Origin of the sequence: Actinomadura pelletieri DSM 43383, assembly GCF_003634705.1 — a bacterium.
In the GTDB taxonomy this organism is placed as follows: Bacteria; Actinomycetota; Actinomycetes; order Streptosporangiales; family Streptosporangiaceae; genus Spirillospora; species Spirillospora pelletieri.
Genome location: NZ_RBWU01000002.1, coordinates 683,577 through 699,940, shown reverse-complemented (window position 1 = coordinate 699,940; position 16,364 = coordinate 683,577). Strand labels below are relative to the sequence as shown.

The following is a 16,364-nucleotide window of genomic DNA, read 5'->3' as shown; positions in this document are numbered from 1 at the left end:
CGGGGCTCGGTCTCATCTCAGGTGCCGTTCGAGGAATCGGGCACCGTCGTCCACCTCGAACCATGGGGTGCCGGTGTGTCCGCCCAGGTTCGCGTGCAGCGTCTTCTCCTTGGAGCCGAAGGCGTCGAACAGGTCCAGGGCCGCCTGCCGGTCGTTTCCTTCGTCGTCCCACTGCACCAGGAACAGCAGTGGAAGGGTGACCTGCCGAGCCTCCGCGCGGAGGGCTCGGGGCACGAAGCCACCGGCGAAGAAACCGGCGGCCGAGAGGCGTGGCTCGACGGCCGCCAGCCGGATGCCGGTGGCGGTCGTCCCCACATAACCGACCGTGTCGCCGATCTCGGGCAGTGGAAGGAGGGCGTCCAGTGTGGTCCGCCATTCCGGGACGGCCTTTTCGACCAGCGGGACGATGAGGGCGTCGAGGATCTCGTCGAGCGGCTCGCCGGACTCCTTCGCCCTGCGGAGGTCGGCGCGGGCCTGCTCGTCGTGGGCGGAGCGGGGCCGGTCACCGTGCCCGGGGGCGTCGATGGCCGCCACCGCGAAGCCGTACCCGGCGGCGAGGTGTCGGGCCCGCGCCACCAGCCTGGCCTCCCTCTTGTGCAGGCCGCCGTTGTGGCCGCTCAGAACCAGGGGTGCCGGCGTGGACTCGGGTGTCCACAGGACGCCGGGGATCTCTCCGAGGATGAAGTCGCGTTCGAGGACGCCGTCGTCGAGGCGCCGTTCGGCGGTGAACTGCATGGTCGTGCCTTTCGGGAGGGCTTGTGAACAGCGCTCCCGGACGACCTATCGTCCGACCGTGACCCCGGAGGGGAGCACCCATGTCGAAACGTTCACGGGTACCACCTCCTCGTCCTCTGGCACGGCTCTCCCGAAAGGTAGCAGTGCTCGCCGGGAGACTCCAACAGGTTTGCCGGGCACGGAGTTCAGGGCACTACTGTTGGGCGGCCGCATACGATGGGATGCCGAGTCTGGAAAAGAGAACGGAGTGGTCGGTGGCTCCGCGCGTGTTCGTCTCCTACGCCCAGCACGACGGGCACAACCAGGTTGTGCTCGACTTCTGGAAGTTCCTCCGAAGCAATGACATCGACGCGCGGCTGGACCGGTCGGCCGCCGGTCAGCGCCAGGACTGGGCACTGTGGATGGGTGAGCAGATCCGTGAGGCCGACGTCGTTCTCTGTGTGGCCTCCAAGCTCTACAAAGAAAGGGCGGAGGGTCGCACCGGCCCGGACAAGGGCCGAGGAGTGCAGTGGGAGGCGCGCCTGATTCGCGATGCCTTCTACGCCGAGCAGAGCAATCTACAGAGGTTCGTGCCCGTGGTCCTGCCGGGCCAGACGGTCGAGGGCGTACCGGATTTTCTGGCACCGTCGACCACCACCGTGTACCACGTCGACGATTTCACCGTGGAGGGCGCGAAGGATCTGCTTCGTTTTCTGTTGAACCAGCCGGAGGTGCAAGACGTTCCGCTCGGCGAAAGGCCGATTCTCGACTCGGAGAATTCAGGCGGCTCACCGCGATCCTCGGCGAAACCGACAGCGACCCAGATCGCAGCGCATGTGGACGGCCTGCTGCGCGAACGTTTCGGCAATCGTCGTAGGTCCCATGTCGGGACGGCGGCGAAAGAGGCGGCACGACGGTTCTACACTCCCCGGCTGGCGACCGACGAGGAGATCATCGGTCTGATCGATTGCTCGTCGTCGACGATATGGTCGTTGATGCGGGGCGCCAAGCCGAGCGAATTCTACCTTTTCACCAATATTGCACTGTATTACCAGGGCCACTTTTACAACGGCACCAGGTATTATGCGGGTCAGGAAATCGAGTCGGTCACCCTGCCCTATCAACAGATGGACGAGGTCACGTTCGAGTACAAGTACGAGTGGAAGTATCCGCGAAAGTACGGGCCGCATAAATGGATCGAGCTCACATCGTCCGGCGAGACCAAGAAGCTGCTCTTGGCCGAGTGGCCGGCCGGCAGCTATCAGACGATGGCGAAAGTGTTGCAGAACATCTCGGACTTCGTTGCGGGCACGAACTGAACGGAAGCCGACGATACCGCGGGGACGGTCGATTCCTTGTTGCCATTGGAATCGTGGATGAAGGTGGCCACTGTGATCGCCAGCCCCGTCACCAAAAGCGCCCCATAGAACACGAGTAGAGTGTGCGACATCGTCACTTTGCGTGGCGCGGTGTAGGGGTCATCGAGATATGGCCTGGTGTCCATCGAGAACGGTTCGACGGCCGAGTCGGGCTTGCGCGCATCGTTGTAGAGGCACCGGAACAGGCGTTCCTGACGCAGGAAGTAGCCGTCGAGCCACCAGAAGGCGACGTTCAGACCGGTGGCGGCCAGTGCGAGCCATGGATTACTGCCGCTCGCCGCGAGGCCGTAGAGCGCGGCGGAAGCCGTCAGGGCCCAGCCCTTGGCCAGGAACGAGTTCCCGGCGAGTCGCGTTATCGCGGCCTGGATGAACTCAAGATGCTTGATCCGTCCATCACTCGGGAAATCCGTCACCGTGGAGACCCACCACGGAAGATCGTGGGTGGCTCATCCGCAACGTGGGGAATGCCGCAGAACGCACACAATGCCATGGTGACCCCGTGACTCGGCAACGTGACCCGGACGCCAGTTTAGCGGCGGACCTCCGGCATTGTAAGGCGATCCCTCCAATGTCGTGGTTCCTCCGCCCGGCATCGTGCGCACCCCGGCGAGCGCGACGGCTGTCCGCATGCGGGGTCGGGGAGTCCGCAGGAGCTGCCGTCCTGGGCGCAGGTCCGCGCTCATCCGGGCCAGGTGATCAACCGGTCTGACCGGGGCGGGACTCGGTACCCCTCTGGCCCGGGATTCCCCCGAAGGTGTCGGGGTTTCCGCTGTCAGCAGCGCTTCCAGGTGAAGTGGTAGGTCGTCTTGATGTTGCCATCGGTGGAGTCCAGGCTGATGAAGCTGATCTCCGATTTGTCCGAGGTACCAATATCGACCAACAACTGCGTGTTGATGTTGAAGTTTCGCTGCTCACCGCACGGCGACCACACGAGTTCGGTGACATCTAGCATGTCCGTGCTCTGGTAGTTCATCTCGAGAGGACCGCTGAATTTTCTCTGGTAGTGCCTGGTGCGCGAATCGCCTTGGAAATAGTAAGAGGATATCAGCGAGGCGCTCGCACCCTTCCGCAACGAGATGTAACCGCGGTAGTCCACCTGCGAGATGGCGTACACGAAGCCCTGCGGAACGTGCACTCTCAGATTGAGCTGGCAGTTCCTACGCTCATCGGTGGGTTTCGAGTTGCCGCCCACCCGCGCGAGGTGTTCGCTGTAGGTGACCGTGAAGGTCTCGCTGGACTCGGACAAGGCGACCGCGGCGGATCCGATGGGGCAACCGCTGCCATTGACGGTCGCCACGTCGACCGTGACTCCATCGGGGCCGTGCGCGAGCACCTGCCCGGAGGCGGCGGCCGGGGCGACGGTCACAGCGGTCATGGCCAGCATGCCGGCCGCAAAGTATGCGGGGATTCGTTTGCGCATGCGATTCCTCAATTCAAAGTGGGCGCTCCCGTTCGTTCGACGACCGAGAAGGCGGCGCCGGAAGTACGACCCGAACGGACATCTTCGAAGAGATAGCCCCGAGATCTAGGCGAATAGTAACCGTTATAGTCAAGTGCCGTCAATCAACAATTTTCAACATCGGATTTCTTCAATTTACAGACAGCCGACGACTCGTTCACGTTGATCAGCGACCCCAGGCCCGCAAAGTATCGTTCCAACGAACGGCCGATCCGGGCGGCGGAAGGCAAAGCGGTGGCGTGCGGCGGCTCAGGCCGGTATGAAGGGCTGACATCGGAGGTGTGCATGGATGATTGGGCCGTGGCGCAGGCGCGCGTCGCGCTTCTCAACGAAAGGCGTCTCACCACCACGGAGAGGATCCGCGCCTATCGCGTTCTCGCGGAGGTCGAACCCACGACGTACCTCCCCCGCCTGGCCGAAGAACTCGGACGGCTCACCTACGAGAAGGATCTGCAGGGGAAACCGGAGGCATCCATAGCGCTCGCCGAGGAGGCCGTCGAGGCGGCCCGGCGAATACCCGAAACCCATCCGGAACGTCCGGCCGCTCTGATGGGCGCTCTTGACACCTGCCAGTGGCACCTGTACGAGAGTGGACGGCATCAGGACGCTTTCGCCCTGCGCGCCGAGATGGCCTCGATCAGCCGGTCGGAACCGTCGGCGGGCGAAACGGGGCTGGGCCGTTGGGCTCTCGGGCTGGCCGAGAACGGACGCTACGAGGAGGCGGCCGCCGCCTACGCCGAACTGGATCGGCTTTATCCGACGAAAGAGCCGTCCTACGGCGCGGCGGCCTGGCGCGTGGTCGCCTGGGCCGCCGCGTCGGAGGCCGCGGGCGACGTGGAGGGCGCCCTCGCGAAGTTCGCCGATCTCGTGGAGTTGGAACGCGTCAACGTCGCGGCGGACGCCGGGCCTCTGACCTGCCTTGTGTACGCGCTCGTCCACCATGCCCGGCTGCTCGCCGCAGATGGGCGGCTCGACGGCGCCGTCACCGTTCTGGAGGAGGCGGAGCCCGTGTGCGCCGAGCTCGCCGCGACGGGCGAACGTCGATCATGGAGCGGGTACCAGACCTCTTTCTGGGCCGTGCTGCTGGCGGCGTCCGCCCGCGCGGACGAGCGGTTTCCCCCGGCGGAACCTCGACCTCATCTGGGCGCGCCCGTTCACACATGGGCCCCGCACGTTCGCGGCTGGATGAGCGAAGAGGAATGCGCCGCCCTGCGGGACGAGATCGAGGTGCTCAGGCCCGGCGCGGACGCCGCTCCGGAAGAACATCTCGGGGAATTGGTGACCCTTCATCGGCGATTGACGGTCCGGTGCGCCGTTCGCGACGAGTTCCGCCCGTGCAGGTTTCCGGAGCCGTCCCGGCCGCTCTTCGACGAAGGCATCGCACTCGCCCGGCGCCTGCGGCCTCGTGACGACGGCATCGCACTCGTCCGGGCGCTCCTGGACCGCTCTGGCCTCCTGCTGGCCGGTAATGAGTACGACGAGGGCCATCGAGACTTCCTGGAAGCGTTGTCCCTGCTGCGTTCGCTGGCCACCGCGTGAGAAACCGACGGTCGGCGATCATGTCGGGGCGGCGGCGGTGGCGAGGTTACGCTGCTGTGTCGTGCTGGAGACTCGTCTCGATCTCGCTCGGATTCGAGCGGCCCGCCAGGTGATCGACCCGGTGTTTCTCGACACCCCTCTGTATCGATGTGAGGCGCTGGAACCCGACCTCGGATGCGCGGTGAGCGTCAAGCTCGAAACGGCGAACCCGGTCCGCAGTTTCAAGGGGCGCGGCACCGAACTCGTGGCGAGCGGGCTGGCCGAGAGCGAATCGCGTGCCGTGGTTTGCGCGAGCGCGGGCAATCTCGGTCAGGCCCTCGCGTGGTCCGGTCGTGGCCGTGGACTCGACGTCACCGTCGTGGCGTCCCGCTTCGCGCCCGCGGCCAAGCTCGACCGCATCCGCGCGTTGGGCGCCGAGTTGGAACTGGTGGACGGCGACTTCGACATGGCGCGCGAACGGGCGGCGGCCGTCGCGCGGCGCGACGGCGTCCGGCTCGTCGAGGACAGCCTGGACATCGAGACCTGTGAGGGCGCGGCGACCATCGGCCTGGAACTCGTGGACGCCGGGCCGTTCGACGCCGTTCTGATCGCGCTCGGCGGCGGGGCGATGGCCACCGGGGTGGGGCATGTGGTGAAGGCCTGCGCGCCCGGCGTCGAGGTGATCTGCGTCCAGCCGGTCGGCGCACCGGCGATGACGCTCTCGTACCGGCGACGGCGCGTGGTCACCACCGACTCGACCGACACGATCGCCGACGGCGTCGCCGGACGGCGTCCCATCCCGGCCGTACTGGACGATCTTCTACTGGTCGCCGACGACGCCGTCCTGGTCCGGGAGGCGTCGATCATCGCCGGGATGCGGAGGCTCTTCGACCAAGCCGGGCTCGTCGTCGAACCGTCGGCGGCGCTCGGCGTCGCGGCGATCCTCGAAGACCGCGACCGCTTCGCCGGACGCCACGTGGCCACCATCGTGTGCGGCGGCAACGTCGACATGGACGCCTACCGCCGCTGATCGGCACGGCTTCCCTCCCCGGTTAGGGAGGTCGACCACGGGATTCGCGCCGTCCGGCGACACATCGCCGTATGGCGGTCGCACGCCGGGCGGAACTCACGGGCGGCGTTGTCCGGGCTCGCGGTTGTACCGGGGACAGGTCACCCTCGACGGCGAACCCACCGGCGACCTGGTGCGCCGCTGACGCCGCCGAGGGTGTGGCGGAAAGGGTGCTCAGTTCTCCGGGGCGCAGGTGAGGTCGCCACTGGGGAGGCGGCCGGTGAGCCAGTAGGCGTTCACGCGGTCGCGGACACAGGTGTTGGGATATCCGCGCTGGTACGGAGCATGGACGAAGGCGTCCAGCGTGATCATCTTTGCGCCGCGCAGCAGCCGGTGCAGGGCCTGGTTGCTCTCGTACGTGGTGCGGGTGTCGCCGGTCGCGGCCACCATCAGCGCCGGAAGGTCCGTTTTGATCGTGGTCGGCGTTTCCGCGGGCCGGGTCGGCCAGTACGCGCAGGGCTGGATGTTGTGGCCCAGCGCACCGAAGATCGGCGCGCCGGCCCGGTGCTTCTGGATGTCGCGCCAGTAGACGGCCGGGTCGCGGGGCACGGCGACGTCCCCGCAGATGAGCGAGACCTGTCCGCTGCCGTCGCGGGCGTCCTGGGCCGTCGGCGCCGTCAGGTAGGCGAGTTCGTCGGCCAGGTCGGGGGTGGGCGTGGCGGGACGTCCCGCCGCGGCCTCCCGCATCACCCGGACGGCTCCGGCGAGGGCGGCACGTGACGAGACCTCGTCGGTGCCGAGGTAGTCGACCAGGACGACCGGCACCAGAGTGGCGTCCACCCGGTACCGACCGATTTTCAGGGGCCGTTCGCCGGACACCGCGTGGATGTGGCGGACCAGCTTGAGGACCTCGGTCCGGGTGTCGCCCAGGCCGTATTCGGCGTCGCGTTTCGCCGCCCATCCGGCCCAGGCGGCGAGCGCCTTCTCGTTGGCGTTCACGGCGGGCGCCAGCAAGCGCGGCCCCCAGGCGTCGGGGTCCATGGAGCTGTCCAAGACGACGCGGTCGAGCCGTCCCGGGAACATCGTCGCGTACACCGCGCCGAGGTAGGTGCCGTACGACGCGCCGTTGTAGGACATCTTCCGCTCGCCGAGCACGCTCCGGACGATGTCCATGTCGCGGGCGATGTTGCGCGTGCTGATGTGCGGCAGCAGGTCCTGGTTCGTCCTGGCGCACCGGTCCGCCAGGTCCTTGGCGAACCGCGCCGACTGCTCGAACGAACGGCGGGTCGTTCCGGCGCCCTTGATCCAGGTGCCGACCTTCCAGCCGCAGTCGACCGGGGCGCTGCGTCCGAGCGATCTCGGGTCCATGCCGACCAGGTCGTAGCGCGGCCCGGCCGCCCCCATCACCTGCCGTATGTGGGGCGGCATGTCGAGGGACGGGCCGGGTCCGCCTCCGTTGATGAGCATCGTGCCGAGCCGCCGCTGCCCACCGGACGCCTTCAGCCGCGAGATCGCGACCTTGATGGTGCGGCCGTTCGGGCGGGCGTAGTCCAGCGGCACGGTCACGTCTGCACACCGGGCTCCGGCCGCGTCCAGGTCCTTGCCGACCTGGTCATCCGGGCCCAGCGTGCACGCCTTCCATTCGAGGCGCTGGTGGTAGAAGCGGCTCAGGGAGCCGGCCGGAGCGGCGGCGGCAGCGGACGGGGCCACCGACACCAGCATCGTGGCGGCCACCGCGCCGCCGGTCAGCAGCGCGGCCGCGGTGCGCGTCGTGGTCATGATCGCTCCGTTCATCGCGGGTCGCACAGCGCGGTCTGGACGAGGTCGAGTTCTTCGTCGAACGCCGCATTGGTCGAGGGGTTCTCGTTGAAGGCGATGGCGACGCGGCGCCCGGACGGCGCGACACCCGAGATCGTGGTGAAGCCGTCGATGTCACCGGCGTGTCCCCACCACGTTCCGCCGCAGCGCAGCGGGGTGCCGATCAGCCCGAGCCCGTACGCGGCGCCGTCCCAGACACGGTCGGGGTCGAGGGCGACGGTCACCTTCATCTCCGCGAGCGACTTCGGCGGCAGCAGCCGTCCGCCGAGGAGCGCGTCGTAGAACACGCTCACGTCCCGCGGGGTGGAGATCAGCGCGCCGCCGGTCCAGGCCGTGGACGTGTTCATCTCGGTGTAGTCGTCCCAGCGGACCGTTCCCTTCACCTCCCGGCGGACGTAACCGCGCGGGTGCGGGCCGCGGATCCGAATCTGGTCGCCGGGCCAGTAGGTGTCGCGCAGCCGCAGCGGCGCGATGATCCGGCGTTGGATCTCGTCCTCCGCGCGATGCCCGGTCGCCTTCTCGATGACGAGTCCGGCGATGACGTAGTTGGTGGTGGAGTAGTGCCAGGTCGCTTTCGGGGGCGGGAGGGTCAGGGCCCGTTCGACGCTTTCCTCGGGGTCGAAGTGCCGGAACCGGAATTCGTCCGTGCTCGCGAAAGTGTCCATGTGGTCGGGCAGGCCGCTGGTGTGCCGCAGCAGGCTCCGGACGGTGATCTTCCGCCCGTCGTAGCCGTTCTCGTCGACGAGGCCGGGGAGGTAACGGCTGATCGGGGCGTCCAGCCCGATCCGTCCTTCGGCGGCGAGGGCCAGGACCGTAGTCGCGGTGAACGTCTTGGCGATGCTGCCGACCCGGAACCGCAGGTTCGCGGTCATCGGCCGTCCGGTGCGCCGGTCGGCGACCCCGCTCGCCGCCGTCCAGGTTCCGCACCGCGGATCGTCCACGCGAACGGTCGCCCCGGTCAGGCCATGGACGCCCGTCACCCGATCTAAGACCTGCCGGACGGCGCCCCGATCGCCGCACCGGTGCGCCGAACCCTCGGCCATCGCGGGCGGTGAGGCCGAGACCGTCCCCCCGATCGTGGCCGCGACCACCAGCACCGCGACGGGCCCTCGGCAGAGGCCCTGACTTCGCCCTGACTCCCCCGTGTCCATATCGGCGAATCTAGATCAGCGCTGAACAGCACACACTGCAGATGTCACCCAGAGTGAGTATGGGGATACCCATATAGCGGTCTTCGGGGCACCCTCATCGACCCCGGGTGTCCGGTCCGGCTATGCGGCGGCGGGCGTCGCGGGCGTCTCGCGGGTTGTCGACGGCGAGGGCCGCGCGGAGCCGTTCGCCGTGGAACCACAGGGCCGACCAGGGGTCCTCCCCGGCCGGGTCGCCGCGCAGGACGAGCCGGTCGGCGCCGTGGTGGTGGCCGACGTACTGGAGGCGGTGCCCGAGCTGGTCGGACCAGAAGTAGGGCACCGGATCGTAAGGTTCGGCGTGACCGAGCAGGTTCCGGGCGGCGGTCCGGGCGGACGCCGCCGCATGGTCCCAGTGCTCGACTCGGATCCGCGCGCCGAACAGCCGGGACGGCCACCGGACGATGTCCCCGGCCGCGTAGACCGGGCCCGGCCCGGCACGCAGGGTCGCGTCGGCCTCGACGGCGCCGTCCGGGGCGAGGGGGACTCCGCTGTCCAGGAGCCAGCCGGTGTCGGGCCGGGCGCCGATGCCCGTCACGACGATGTCGGCGTCCACGCGGCCACCGCCGGTGAGGCGGACGCCGCGTTCGTCGACGCCGTCGACGAGCGTTCTCAGCCGGAGGTCGATTCCCTGCGCGGCGAACCACGGGACGAGGTGCTCGCCGAGCGCGGCGGGCAGGGCCCGTGCGAGAGGTGTGGGCGCGGCGTCGATGACGGTGACCTTCAGGTCCAGGGCGGCGGCCCGGGTGGCCACCTCGTTGCCGACCCATCCCGCGCCGACGACCGCGACCGAGCCGGCCTCCCGCAGCGCCGCGCGCAGCCGCCGCGCGTCCTCGACCGTGCGCAGTTCGTGGACGGAGCGGGACGTCCCGCCCAGCCCGATGGGTGACGAACCGGTCGCGAGGACGACGGCGTCGTAGCGGTGGGCGCCGCCGGTGCTGTCCACGGCGTCCGGACGCAGCCGCAGGGCACGGCACCGCAGGCGCAGGTCGACGTCGAGGTCCGCGAGGTCGGTCTGAAGAGTGCTGTCGTCGACCGTCCCGGCCAGCAGTTCCTTCGACAGCGGCGGCCGGTCGTAGGGCGGGCGCGGTTCCGCGGTGAGCATGGTGATTCCGCCGTCGTAGCCCGCGTCGCGCAGCGTCACGGCCGCCGTGTGCCCGGCGAGGCCGCCGCCGACGATGACGACGCGGCGCGGGGTGTCGCCGCTCATGGCAGGTGCCGGGCGAGCGCGCGCAGGGTGCGTTCGCCCGCCGGGTCGTCGTCGGTGCAGCAGGGCAGGACGGCGATCTCGCCGACGTCGTAGGACGCGAGGCGTTCGGCGACCGCGTCCGCGTCGCCGAGTGCCGCGATCGCCTGCACGAGCGCGTCCGGGACGGCCGCCAGCAGCTCACCGGGGTGCGGGCGGCTCCGGGCGAACGCGACCACGTCCCCGAACCCGGCCTCCTCGAACATCTGGGCGTAGCCGGGGGCGGCCAGGTAGCCGACGACGGCCCGGCGGACCTGCTCGCGGGCCTGGTCACCGCCGTCCACGGCCACCGGGACCCACGCGGTGACGGGCGGCACCTCGGCGTCGAGTTCGAGTGCCTCGGCCAGCAGGGACGCGGCGAGCCGCCCGGCAGTCTCCGGCGTGACGAGGCTGACCACCATCCGGTCGGCCTGCCGCGCGGCGACCCGGATCGCGGCGGGCCCGAACGCGGCGATGGTGATGGGCGCCGCGGGCGCGGGCAGCCGCAGCCGGTACCCGTGCGTGCGCAGCACCTTGCCCTCGAAGTCCGGGCGGTCGCCCGCGAGCAGGCGCCGGACGAGCCGCGCCGATTCCGCGAGGGCCTCCGGCGGGTTCCGCCGGTCGCGGCCGTGCCACTGCTCGACGACATGGGGACTGGAGTTGCCGAGCGCCACGGCCACGGGCCGGCCGGTGAGGTCCGCGAGCGACGCGACCCCCATCGCGATCATCACCGGGTCGCGGACGGCGACCGGCAGCGGCCCGGTCGTCAGCGCGATCGACTCGGTCCGGGCGGCGACCGCCGTCGCCAGCGCGAACGCGTCGTAGGTGGCCATCTCCCCGATCCACAACTCCGGGAACCCGAACGCGTCGGCGAGGACGGCCGTGTCCAGTGCCTCCCCCGGTGGCCTGTCCTGCCAGAGGCCGAGGGAGACCGACAGTCGTGCGGCCGGTCCGGTGGTCATCGGGTCGCCTCCGTTCGGGTGCGTCCGCCGCGAACCTCCAGGCCGCCGTCGCTGGGCAGCACCGTCCCGGTCATGAAACGGGAGTCGCGGGGATCGGCGAGCAGAACGTACAGCCCGGCGTGGTCGTCCGGATCGCTGACGAACCCGAGGGGGAGGTGCCGGGCGATCCGTCCAAGCCGTTCGTCCAGGCGGTGATCCGCGCTACCGAGCGCGTCCAGCCCGGCCAGGGCCGTGCGGGTGGCGCCGGGCGCCACGCCGTTCACCCGGATGTCGGGCGCCAGTTCGTGGGCGAGCTGCCGGATCAGCCCGATGACCGCGTGCTTGGACGCGACGTACAGCGTCCCGCCGCCACCCGCGTACAGGCCGCTGGACGACACGGTGAAGATGAGCGTGCCACCGGTGGACCGGAGCGCGGGCAGTGCCGCGTGCGCGCCGAGCATGGGGCCGAGGACGTTCGTGCGGAACAGCTCGTCGAACGCGCCGGTGAGCCTGGGGCCGTCCATGTCCTCGAAGGGCGCCGAGTAGTCGTAGACGCCCGCGTTGGCGACGTAGGCGTCGAGGCGACCGAACGCCTCCAGGGTCCGTGCGACGGACGCGGCGTGGGACTCCGGCGCCCGGACGTCGCCGACCTCGACCGTGACCCGGTCGCCGTGGTCGCGGGTCAGCGCGTCGGCCCGCCCGGCGTCGCGTTCCAGGACGCCGACACGGGCGCCCTCGGCGACGTAGCGGTCGACGACCGCGCGGCCGATGCCGCTGCCGCCACCGGTCACCAGCGCCACCCGGCCGTCGAGCCGACCGGGCGGCCCGGCGGGTCGTTGCTGTGCCGTCATTCCAGTTGCCGTCCTTATGCCGTTCTCCCCGGCCCGGCGGGCCGGGGAGGTCAGAAGAAGGTGTTGATGTTCTTGGCGGGCAGGACCGCGTGCCGCAGCACGACGAGCCGCCGCGCGATGCGCAGCCCCTCGGGGGTGCGGCGCAACACGTCCTCGCGCCGCCCGTACAGGGTCGCCGCGTCGATGTCGCCCTGCCCGCGATAGTTGACGATGACCGACCGGACGAGCAGTTCCCCCGCCGTGTCCGCGCCCTCGACCTCGATGTTGGACACCACGTGCAGGTGCCGGGTCGCCGGGTCCTCCGCCCACGCGGTCGGGGCCGTGAACCGGACGACCCGGCGGCGCAGGTCGTCGAGCGTGTCGTCGAAGTAGGCCATGCGGGACGGCGCGTAGGAGCCCTCGGTGTCGGCCCGGCCCCGGTTCTCCACCCCGGGCACCCAGTAGTGGGCGTCGTCGCAGAACAGGTCGAGCCACTCGGGGTAGCGTTCCTCGTCCAGCAGCCGCGCCTCGTACGCCAGGAACGCGTGGACCTCCCAGTACACCTCCGCCGAAGTCATCGCGTCTTCTCCAGGTCGTCCCAGGTCGCGGCGCGCAGCAGTTGCGACCAGCGCCGGTAGAACGCCCGCTGGTTGGCGTCGTTGATTTGGCCGCGGTGCACGTTCCCCGGCAGTTCGGGGTGGTCGATCGCGGTGTCGGACCCGAGACCGTAGTAGAGCCGCTGCCGCCGCGTCACCACGCCCTGGTTGGACCGTGTCGCGAGTTCCCAGTTCTCGCCGTCGTCCATCTCGAAGACGCCGGACGGGGAGAACGTCATCATCGCGCCCTTGCGCCAGGCGTCCTTGACCTCCGGTGGAGCGTTCCGGTTGACCAGCACCCACGTGTGGAGTTCGGTGCGGTGCGGGCCCTTGGGCTGCCAGGTGCGGAACGTGTTCTGGCCCGGCAGGAACGAGAAGTTCGGGAAGACGTTCACCGAGCTGATCGACCCGACCATGCTGGCGCGCAGCTCGCCGAGCCGCCCGGCGACGCGTTCCTGGTTCTCCCGCAGATAGGTCATGATCCGCTTGTCGCCGAGGGTGGCGGCGTTGCCGACGCCGTCGAGGTTGAACTCCCAGCAGTGGCCGTGCACGTTGACGTGGTAGCTCTCGGCGTCGTCCGCGCCGAGTTCGGCGACACCGCGCCCGATCATGGCCTCCGCGCCGGACGCGTGCGTCCATCCGGCGTGCAGCGCGTCACCCGCGAAGTTCTCCGCCGCGATCTTCCAATTGCAGCCCAGGACGGACTTGATCGAACCGCCCGCGAACTCGGTCCCGCCCGCGTCGTTGTCGAGCATCACGTCGAGGTAATAGGTGAAGTCGCCGAGGTAGTCGCGCAGCGGCGGCGCGTCGGGGTCGAAGGTGGCGAACACCAGTCCCTTGTAGGTGTCGAGCTGCGCGACGGGGGTGAGGCCGAGCCGGGCCCGGTCGAAGGTGGGTTCGCGTCCGTACGCGACCGATTCGTGGACGCCGTTGAGCGTCCCGTCCAGGCCGAACGACCAGCCGTGGTAGTTGCACACGAAGCCGCGGGCGGTCCCGGCCTCGGCGGTGCACACCCGGTTGCCCCGGTGGGGGCAGCTGTTGAGGTAGGCGCCGATGGACCCGTCGCGCCGCCGGACGACCAGGACGTTGTCCTCCCCCATCCAGGTGGTGAGGAACGACCCGGGCTTCGGCAACTGGGACTCGTGCGCGACGAACAACCAGCACCGCGCGAAGATCCGTTCCAGTTCCAGCTCGTAGACGGCCTGGTCCCAGAAGACGCGGCGGTCGAGCCAGCCGTCGTCCAGTTCGCAGAGGCCGAGCACGGACGGGTCGGTTCCGGTGGTCATGAGGATGCCTCCTGGGCCGAGGGGGCGAGGTGGGCGACGACGTGACCGTCCTCGACGGCCGCCGGGTAGACGGTGAGGGGCCGGGTCGCCGGGAAGCACAGGGGCCGCCCGCTCGCGAGGTCGAACTCCGCCCAGTGGACGGGGCACACCACCCGGTCGCCTTCCAGATCGCCGTCGCTGAGGGACGCCTCGGCGTGCGTGCAGGTGTCGTCGGTGACGTGCACGGTCCCGTCCACGTTGGCGACCAGCACCGGGCCCACCTCCGCGGTGACCACGCGCAGCATCCGTCCGGGCGGCACGTCCGCGAGGCGGCACAGGACCGTGCGGCACCCGCGGTCGGTGACGTCAGCGGGCATCGGCCGTCTCCAGCGGGAGCAGCTCGGCGAACCCGAGGCCGGTGATCCACTCGGGGACCGCCTCGTAGCCGATGACCTCGCCCCGGCACGGCCCGACGGCCGCCATCGCCGTGACGAACGTGCGGATCTCCAGGGCGCCGTTGCCCGCCTCCGCCTGGATCCGCCCGTCGTCGAGCGCTGCGAGCCCGGCGGTGTCGCCCGCCGTGACGCGGTCGAGGACCATCCGGTCGAAGTCGGTGTTGAGTTCGCCCATCCGCTCCGTCCCGACCCAGTGGCTGATGCCGCCGCTGCCGATGACGACGACGCGTTCGGCCTCGTCCGCGTCCTGGACGGCCGCGCGGATCGCCTCGCCGACGCGGACGGCGCGGGGCAACGGGATCAGCGGCTCGACGCCGCACGCCAGATAGACGGGGATCACGGGGACGCCGAGCGGCTCGGCGACCAGATGGTAGGGGATGACCACGGAGTGGTCGGCGGTGAAGGTCGGCGCGACCGCCCAGTCGACGCCGTTGCGGTGCCCGTGCGCGGCGATGTGCCGGGCCAGCGGCGCGTTGTCGGGCAGCGGACCGCGCGTCAGCCCGGGAAGCCGCTCGACGGGGCCGTCCAGGTCGCCGGTGGCGATGAGCATCTGCGGGAGGCAGCCGGGGCCGAACAGGATGTAGTGGTCCGCGCCGATGATCAGCACGGTGGTGGGGTCCAGCGCGGCGAGCCGCCGCGAGATCTCCGCGTAGGCGTGGTGCACCCGGTCGCGCACCGGCGCGGGCGGCGCGTCCGGATGCGTGAGCATCATCGGGTCGTGGGGCAGCAGGAAGCCGCCGACGACGGTGCCCATGGTCACTCTCCCCTCGGTCCGCCGGACGCGGGGACCTCGCCGCGCATCCGGGCCAGATATGCCTTGTTGCCCCGTTCGCCCGCGGCGGGCAGCATCAGCCAGAAACCCCACACCAGCATCGGGTTGGCGCCGAGTCCGGCCAGGGCGCGCACGTCCCGGTCGATGAGCAGGCGCAGCTCGTCGCCGGTGAGCCGGTAGCGGCGGGAGAAGCGGTCGGGGTCCTCGGTGAACGTCTCCCGGGCGCGCCGGTCGGTGTTCAGGTCGTACAGTGCCTTCTCGACGCCCGCGAAACTCATGACAGCCGTCCGGCGAAGTCGTCGACGAGCGCGGTGAAGGCGGCGGGCCGCTCCAACTGCACCCAGTGGCCGCAGTGGCCGAACACGTGCAGGTCGGCGGACGGTATCTCGCGGGCCAGGCGCCAGCCCAGCTCGACCGGGATGACGCTGTCCTCGCGGCCGTGCACGACCAGGGTGGGACGGTCGATGGTCCGGAGCCGCTCCTCGGGGACACCTCTGATGGGCGTGTCCCCCGGCGCGGGCTCGGGGATCAGCTTGCGGTAGGCGTCCTGCGCACCCGGACGGGCGCTCGCCTCGTACCGTGCCCGCACCATCTCCTCGGTGACCAGGCCGGGATCGTGCGGGAACAGCCGCAGGATGCGGCGCATCTCGTCGAGGTCCGGCTCGTAGTGCCAGCCCGCCCGAAGTCCCTCGGTCATCGTGAACGTCCCGGCCGGGGTGCCGAGCAGCACCAGACCGTCCACGCGGGACGGGTCGCGCAGCGTGGCGGCCAGCGCCAGACCGCCGCCGAAGCTGTTGCCGACCAGCACCGCGGACGGGATGGCCAGGGCGTCCAGGAACCCGAACAGGTGCCGGACCCACAGCTTGATGCCATAGGTGGCGTCCTCCTGGAAGCTCGTGCGGCCGAACCCGGCGATGTCGGGAGCGAGCACGCGATGGTGCCGCGCCAGCTCCGGCAGGGTCCGCGACCAGTTGGACCAGGCGGACACGCCCGGCCCGGACCCGTGCAGCAGCACCACGGGCCGCCCGGAGCCCGCCTCGTGGTAAACGGTCTCGTGCCCGGCGGCCATGATCCGGCGGGTCCGGGCGGCCTCTTCGCGAAGCCCGCTGTCCATCGACACCACCCCTCAATTCGGTCGGTCGATCAATCGAATAAAACGGAAGTTAGCAGCCGAGTCCCCGCACTGTAAAGCCGAT

The 16,364-nt window shown here is 70.1% G+C and carries 17 protein-coding genes; 3 read left to right on the top strand and 14 right to left on the bottom strand.

From position 1 onward, the window contains the following. Positions 1-12: 12 nt before the first annotated feature. A complete protein-coding gene (locus BZB76_RS09950) occupies positions 13-735 on the bottom strand; it encodes a dienelactone hydrolase family protein (RefSeq protein ID WP_121433995.1) in 723 nt (240 codons plus the stop codon). Positions 736-989: 254 nt separating this feature from the next. On the opposite strand from BZB76_RS09950, the gene BZB76_RS09940 reads away from it, so the two are divergent. After that, complete coding sequence (locus BZB76_RS09940) at positions 990-2,033, top strand: SEFIR domain-containing protein (RefSeq protein ID WP_170180568.1); 1,044 nt, start codon at positions 990-992, stop codon at positions 2,031-2,033. On the opposite strand, the gene BZB76_RS09935 is transcribed toward BZB76_RS09940, so the two are convergent. Then, on the bottom strand, positions 1,976-2,506 hold the full coding sequence (locus tag BZB76_RS09935) for a hypothetical protein (RefSeq protein ID WP_121433993.1): 531 nt from the start codon (positions 2,504-2,506) through the stop codon (positions 1,976-1,978). The genes BZB76_RS09940 and BZB76_RS09935 overlap by 58 nt on opposite strands. Before the next feature lie 359 nt (positions 2,507-2,865). After that, positions 2,866-3,513: a DUF4360 domain-containing protein gene (locus BZB76_RS09930; RefSeq protein WP_121433992.1), complete on the bottom strand. Its 648-nt coding sequence runs from the start codon at positions 3,511-3,513 to the stop codon at positions 2,866-2,868. Between the two features lie 324 nt (positions 3,514-3,837). Here BZB76_RS09930 and BZB76_RS09925 point away from each other — a divergent pair, with 324 nt between their 5' ends. Further along, positions 3,838-5,091 carry a hypothetical protein gene (locus BZB76_RS09925; protein ID WP_147449395.1) on the top strand — a complete coding sequence of 418 codons (1,254 nt, stop codon included), beginning with the start codon at positions 3,838-3,840 and terminating at the stop codon, positions 5,089-5,091. Positions 5,092-5,152: 61 nt separating this feature from the next. Continuing rightward, entirely contained in the window at positions 5,153-6,100 is a 948-nt protein-coding gene (locus tag BZB76_RS09920) for a threonine ammonia-lyase (protein ID WP_121433990.1), read from the top strand. Positions 6,101-6,313: 213 nt separating this feature from the next. Here the strand turns inward: BZB76_RS09920 and BZB76_RS09915 are convergent, their stop codons facing one another. The 11 genes from BZB76_RS09915 to BZB76_RS09865 all read right to left on the bottom strand — a co-directional run bounded on the left by BZB76_RS09915 (position 6,314) and on the right by BZB76_RS09865 (position 16,282). After that, positions 6,314-7,858, bottom strand: coding sequence for an alpha/beta hydrolase (locus tag BZB76_RS09915; protein ID WP_121434603.1), 1,545 nt, complete (start codon positions 7,856-7,858; stop codon positions 6,314-6,316). Positions 7,859-7,869: 11 nt separating this feature from the next. After that, positions 7,870-9,048 carry a serine hydrolase domain-containing protein gene (locus tag BZB76_RS09910; protein ID WP_211342926.1) on the bottom strand — a complete coding sequence of 393 codons (1,179 nt, stop codon included), beginning with the start codon at positions 9,046-9,048 and terminating at the stop codon, positions 7,870-7,872. Between the two features lie 94 nt (positions 9,049-9,142). Then, positions 9,143-10,294: an NAD(P)/FAD-dependent oxidoreductase gene (locus tag BZB76_RS09905; protein WP_121433989.1), complete on the bottom strand. Its 1,152-nt coding sequence runs from the start codon at positions 10,292-10,294 to the stop codon at positions 9,143-9,145. Further along, positions 10,291-11,271, bottom strand: coding sequence for an LLM class F420-dependent oxidoreductase (locus tag BZB76_RS09900; RefSeq protein ID WP_121433988.1), 981 nt, complete (start codon positions 11,269-11,271; stop codon positions 10,291-10,293). Before BZB76_RS09900 ends, BZB76_RS09905 begins: the two co-directional genes overlap by 4 nt. Next, positions 11,268-12,101 carry a 3-(cis-5,6-dihydroxycyclohexa-1,3-dien-1-yl)propanoate dehydrogenase gene (hcaB, locus tag BZB76_RS09895; protein WP_121433987.1) on the bottom strand — a complete coding sequence of 278 codons (834 nt, stop codon included), beginning with the start codon at positions 12,099-12,101 and terminating at the stop codon, positions 11,268-11,270. The genes BZB76_RS09900 and hcaB overlap by 4 nt, the downstream gene beginning before the upstream one ends. Positions 12,102-12,151: 50 nt before the next feature. Next, positions 12,152-12,658, bottom strand: coding sequence for a 3-phenylpropionate/cinnamic acid dioxygenase subunit beta (locus tag BZB76_RS09890; protein ID WP_121433986.1), 507 nt, complete (start codon positions 12,656-12,658; stop codon positions 12,152-12,154). Then, complete coding sequence (locus tag BZB76_RS09885; protein ID WP_121433985.1) at positions 12,655-13,962, bottom strand: aromatic ring-hydroxylating dioxygenase subunit alpha; 1,308 nt, start codon at positions 13,960-13,962, stop codon at positions 12,655-12,657. Before BZB76_RS09885 ends, BZB76_RS09890 begins: the two co-directional genes overlap by 4 nt. Next, positions 13,959-14,318 (bottom strand): non-heme iron oxygenase ferredoxin subunit, encoded by a 360-nt coding sequence (locus BZB76_RS09880; RefSeq protein ID WP_121433984.1) that lies wholly within the window; start codon positions 14,316-14,318, stop codon positions 13,959-13,961. Before BZB76_RS09880 ends, BZB76_RS09885 begins: the two co-directional genes overlap by 4 nt. Beyond that, entirely contained in the window at positions 14,308-15,150 is an 843-nt protein-coding gene (locus BZB76_RS09875) for a DODA-type extradiol aromatic ring-opening family dioxygenase (RefSeq protein WP_121433983.1), read from the bottom strand. The genes BZB76_RS09880 and BZB76_RS09875 overlap by 11 nt, the downstream gene beginning before the upstream one ends. Before the next feature lie 2 nt (positions 15,151-15,152). Continuing rightward, on the bottom strand, positions 15,153-15,446 hold the full coding sequence (locus BZB76_RS09870) for a hypothetical protein (RefSeq protein WP_121433982.1): 294 nt from the start codon (positions 15,444-15,446) through the stop codon (positions 15,153-15,155). Beyond that, positions 15,443-16,282: an alpha/beta fold hydrolase gene (locus tag BZB76_RS09865; protein WP_121434602.1), complete on the bottom strand. Its 840-nt coding sequence runs from the start codon at positions 16,280-16,282 to the stop codon at positions 15,443-15,445. Before BZB76_RS09865 ends, BZB76_RS09870 begins: the two co-directional genes overlap by 4 nt. Positions 16,283-16,364: the final 82 nt, after the last annotated feature.

Excerpts from the sequence above, each read along its gene's own strand:
- BZB76_RS09950 (WP_121433995.1), bottom strand. The coding sequence starts at position 735 with ATGCAGTTCACCGCCGAACGGCGCCTCGACGACGGCGTCCTCGAACGC.
- BZB76_RS09930 (WP_121433992.1), bottom strand. The coding sequence starts at position 3,513 with ATGCGCAAACGAATCCCCGCATACTTTGCGGCCGGCATGCTGGCCATG.
- BZB76_RS09925 (WP_147449395.1), top strand. The coding sequence starts at position 3,838 with ATGGATGATTGGGCCGTGGCGCAGGCGCGCGTCGCGCTTCTCAACGAA.
- BZB76_RS09915 (WP_121434603.1), bottom strand. The coding sequence starts at position 7,858 with ATGACCACGACGCGCACCGCGGCCGCGCTGCTGACCGGCGGCGCGGTG.
- BZB76_RS09910 (WP_211342926.1), bottom strand. The coding sequence starts at position 9,048 with ATGGACACGGGGGAGTCAGGGCGAAGTCAGGGCCTCTGCCGAGGGCCC.
- BZB76_RS09905 (WP_121433989.1), bottom strand. The coding sequence starts at position 10,294 with ATGAGCGGCGACACCCCGCGCCGCGTCGTCATCGTCGGCGGCGGCCTC.
- BZB76_RS09900 (WP_121433988.1), bottom strand. The coding sequence starts at position 11,271 with ATGACCACCGGACCGGCCGCACGACTGTCGGTCTCCCTCGGCCTCTGG.
- hcaB (WP_121433987.1), bottom strand. The coding sequence starts at position 12,101 with ATGACGGCACAGCAACGACCCGCCGGGCCGCCCGGTCGGCTCGACGGC.
- BZB76_RS09890 (WP_121433986.1), bottom strand. The coding sequence starts at position 12,658 with ATGACTTCGGCGGAGGTGTACTGGGAGGTCCACGCGTTCCTGGCGTAC.
- BZB76_RS09885 (WP_121433985.1), bottom strand. The coding sequence starts at position 13,962 with ATGACCACCGGAACCGACCCGTCCGTGCTCGGCCTCTGCGAACTGGAC.
- BZB76_RS09880 (WP_121433984.1), bottom strand. The coding sequence starts at position 14,318 with ATGCCCGCTGACGTCACCGACCGCGGGTGCCGCACGGTCCTGTGCCGC.
- BZB76_RS09875 (WP_121433983.1), bottom strand. The coding sequence starts at position 15,150 with ATGGGCACCGTCGTCGGCGGCTTCCTGCTGCCCCACGACCCGATGATG.
- BZB76_RS09870 (WP_121433982.1), bottom strand. The coding sequence starts at position 15,446 with ATGAGTTTCGCGGGCGTCGAGAAGGCACTGTACGACCTGAACACCGAC.
- BZB76_RS09865 (WP_121434602.1), bottom strand. The coding sequence starts at position 16,282 with ATGGACAGCGGGCTTCGCGAAGAGGCCGCCCGGACCCGCCGGATCATG.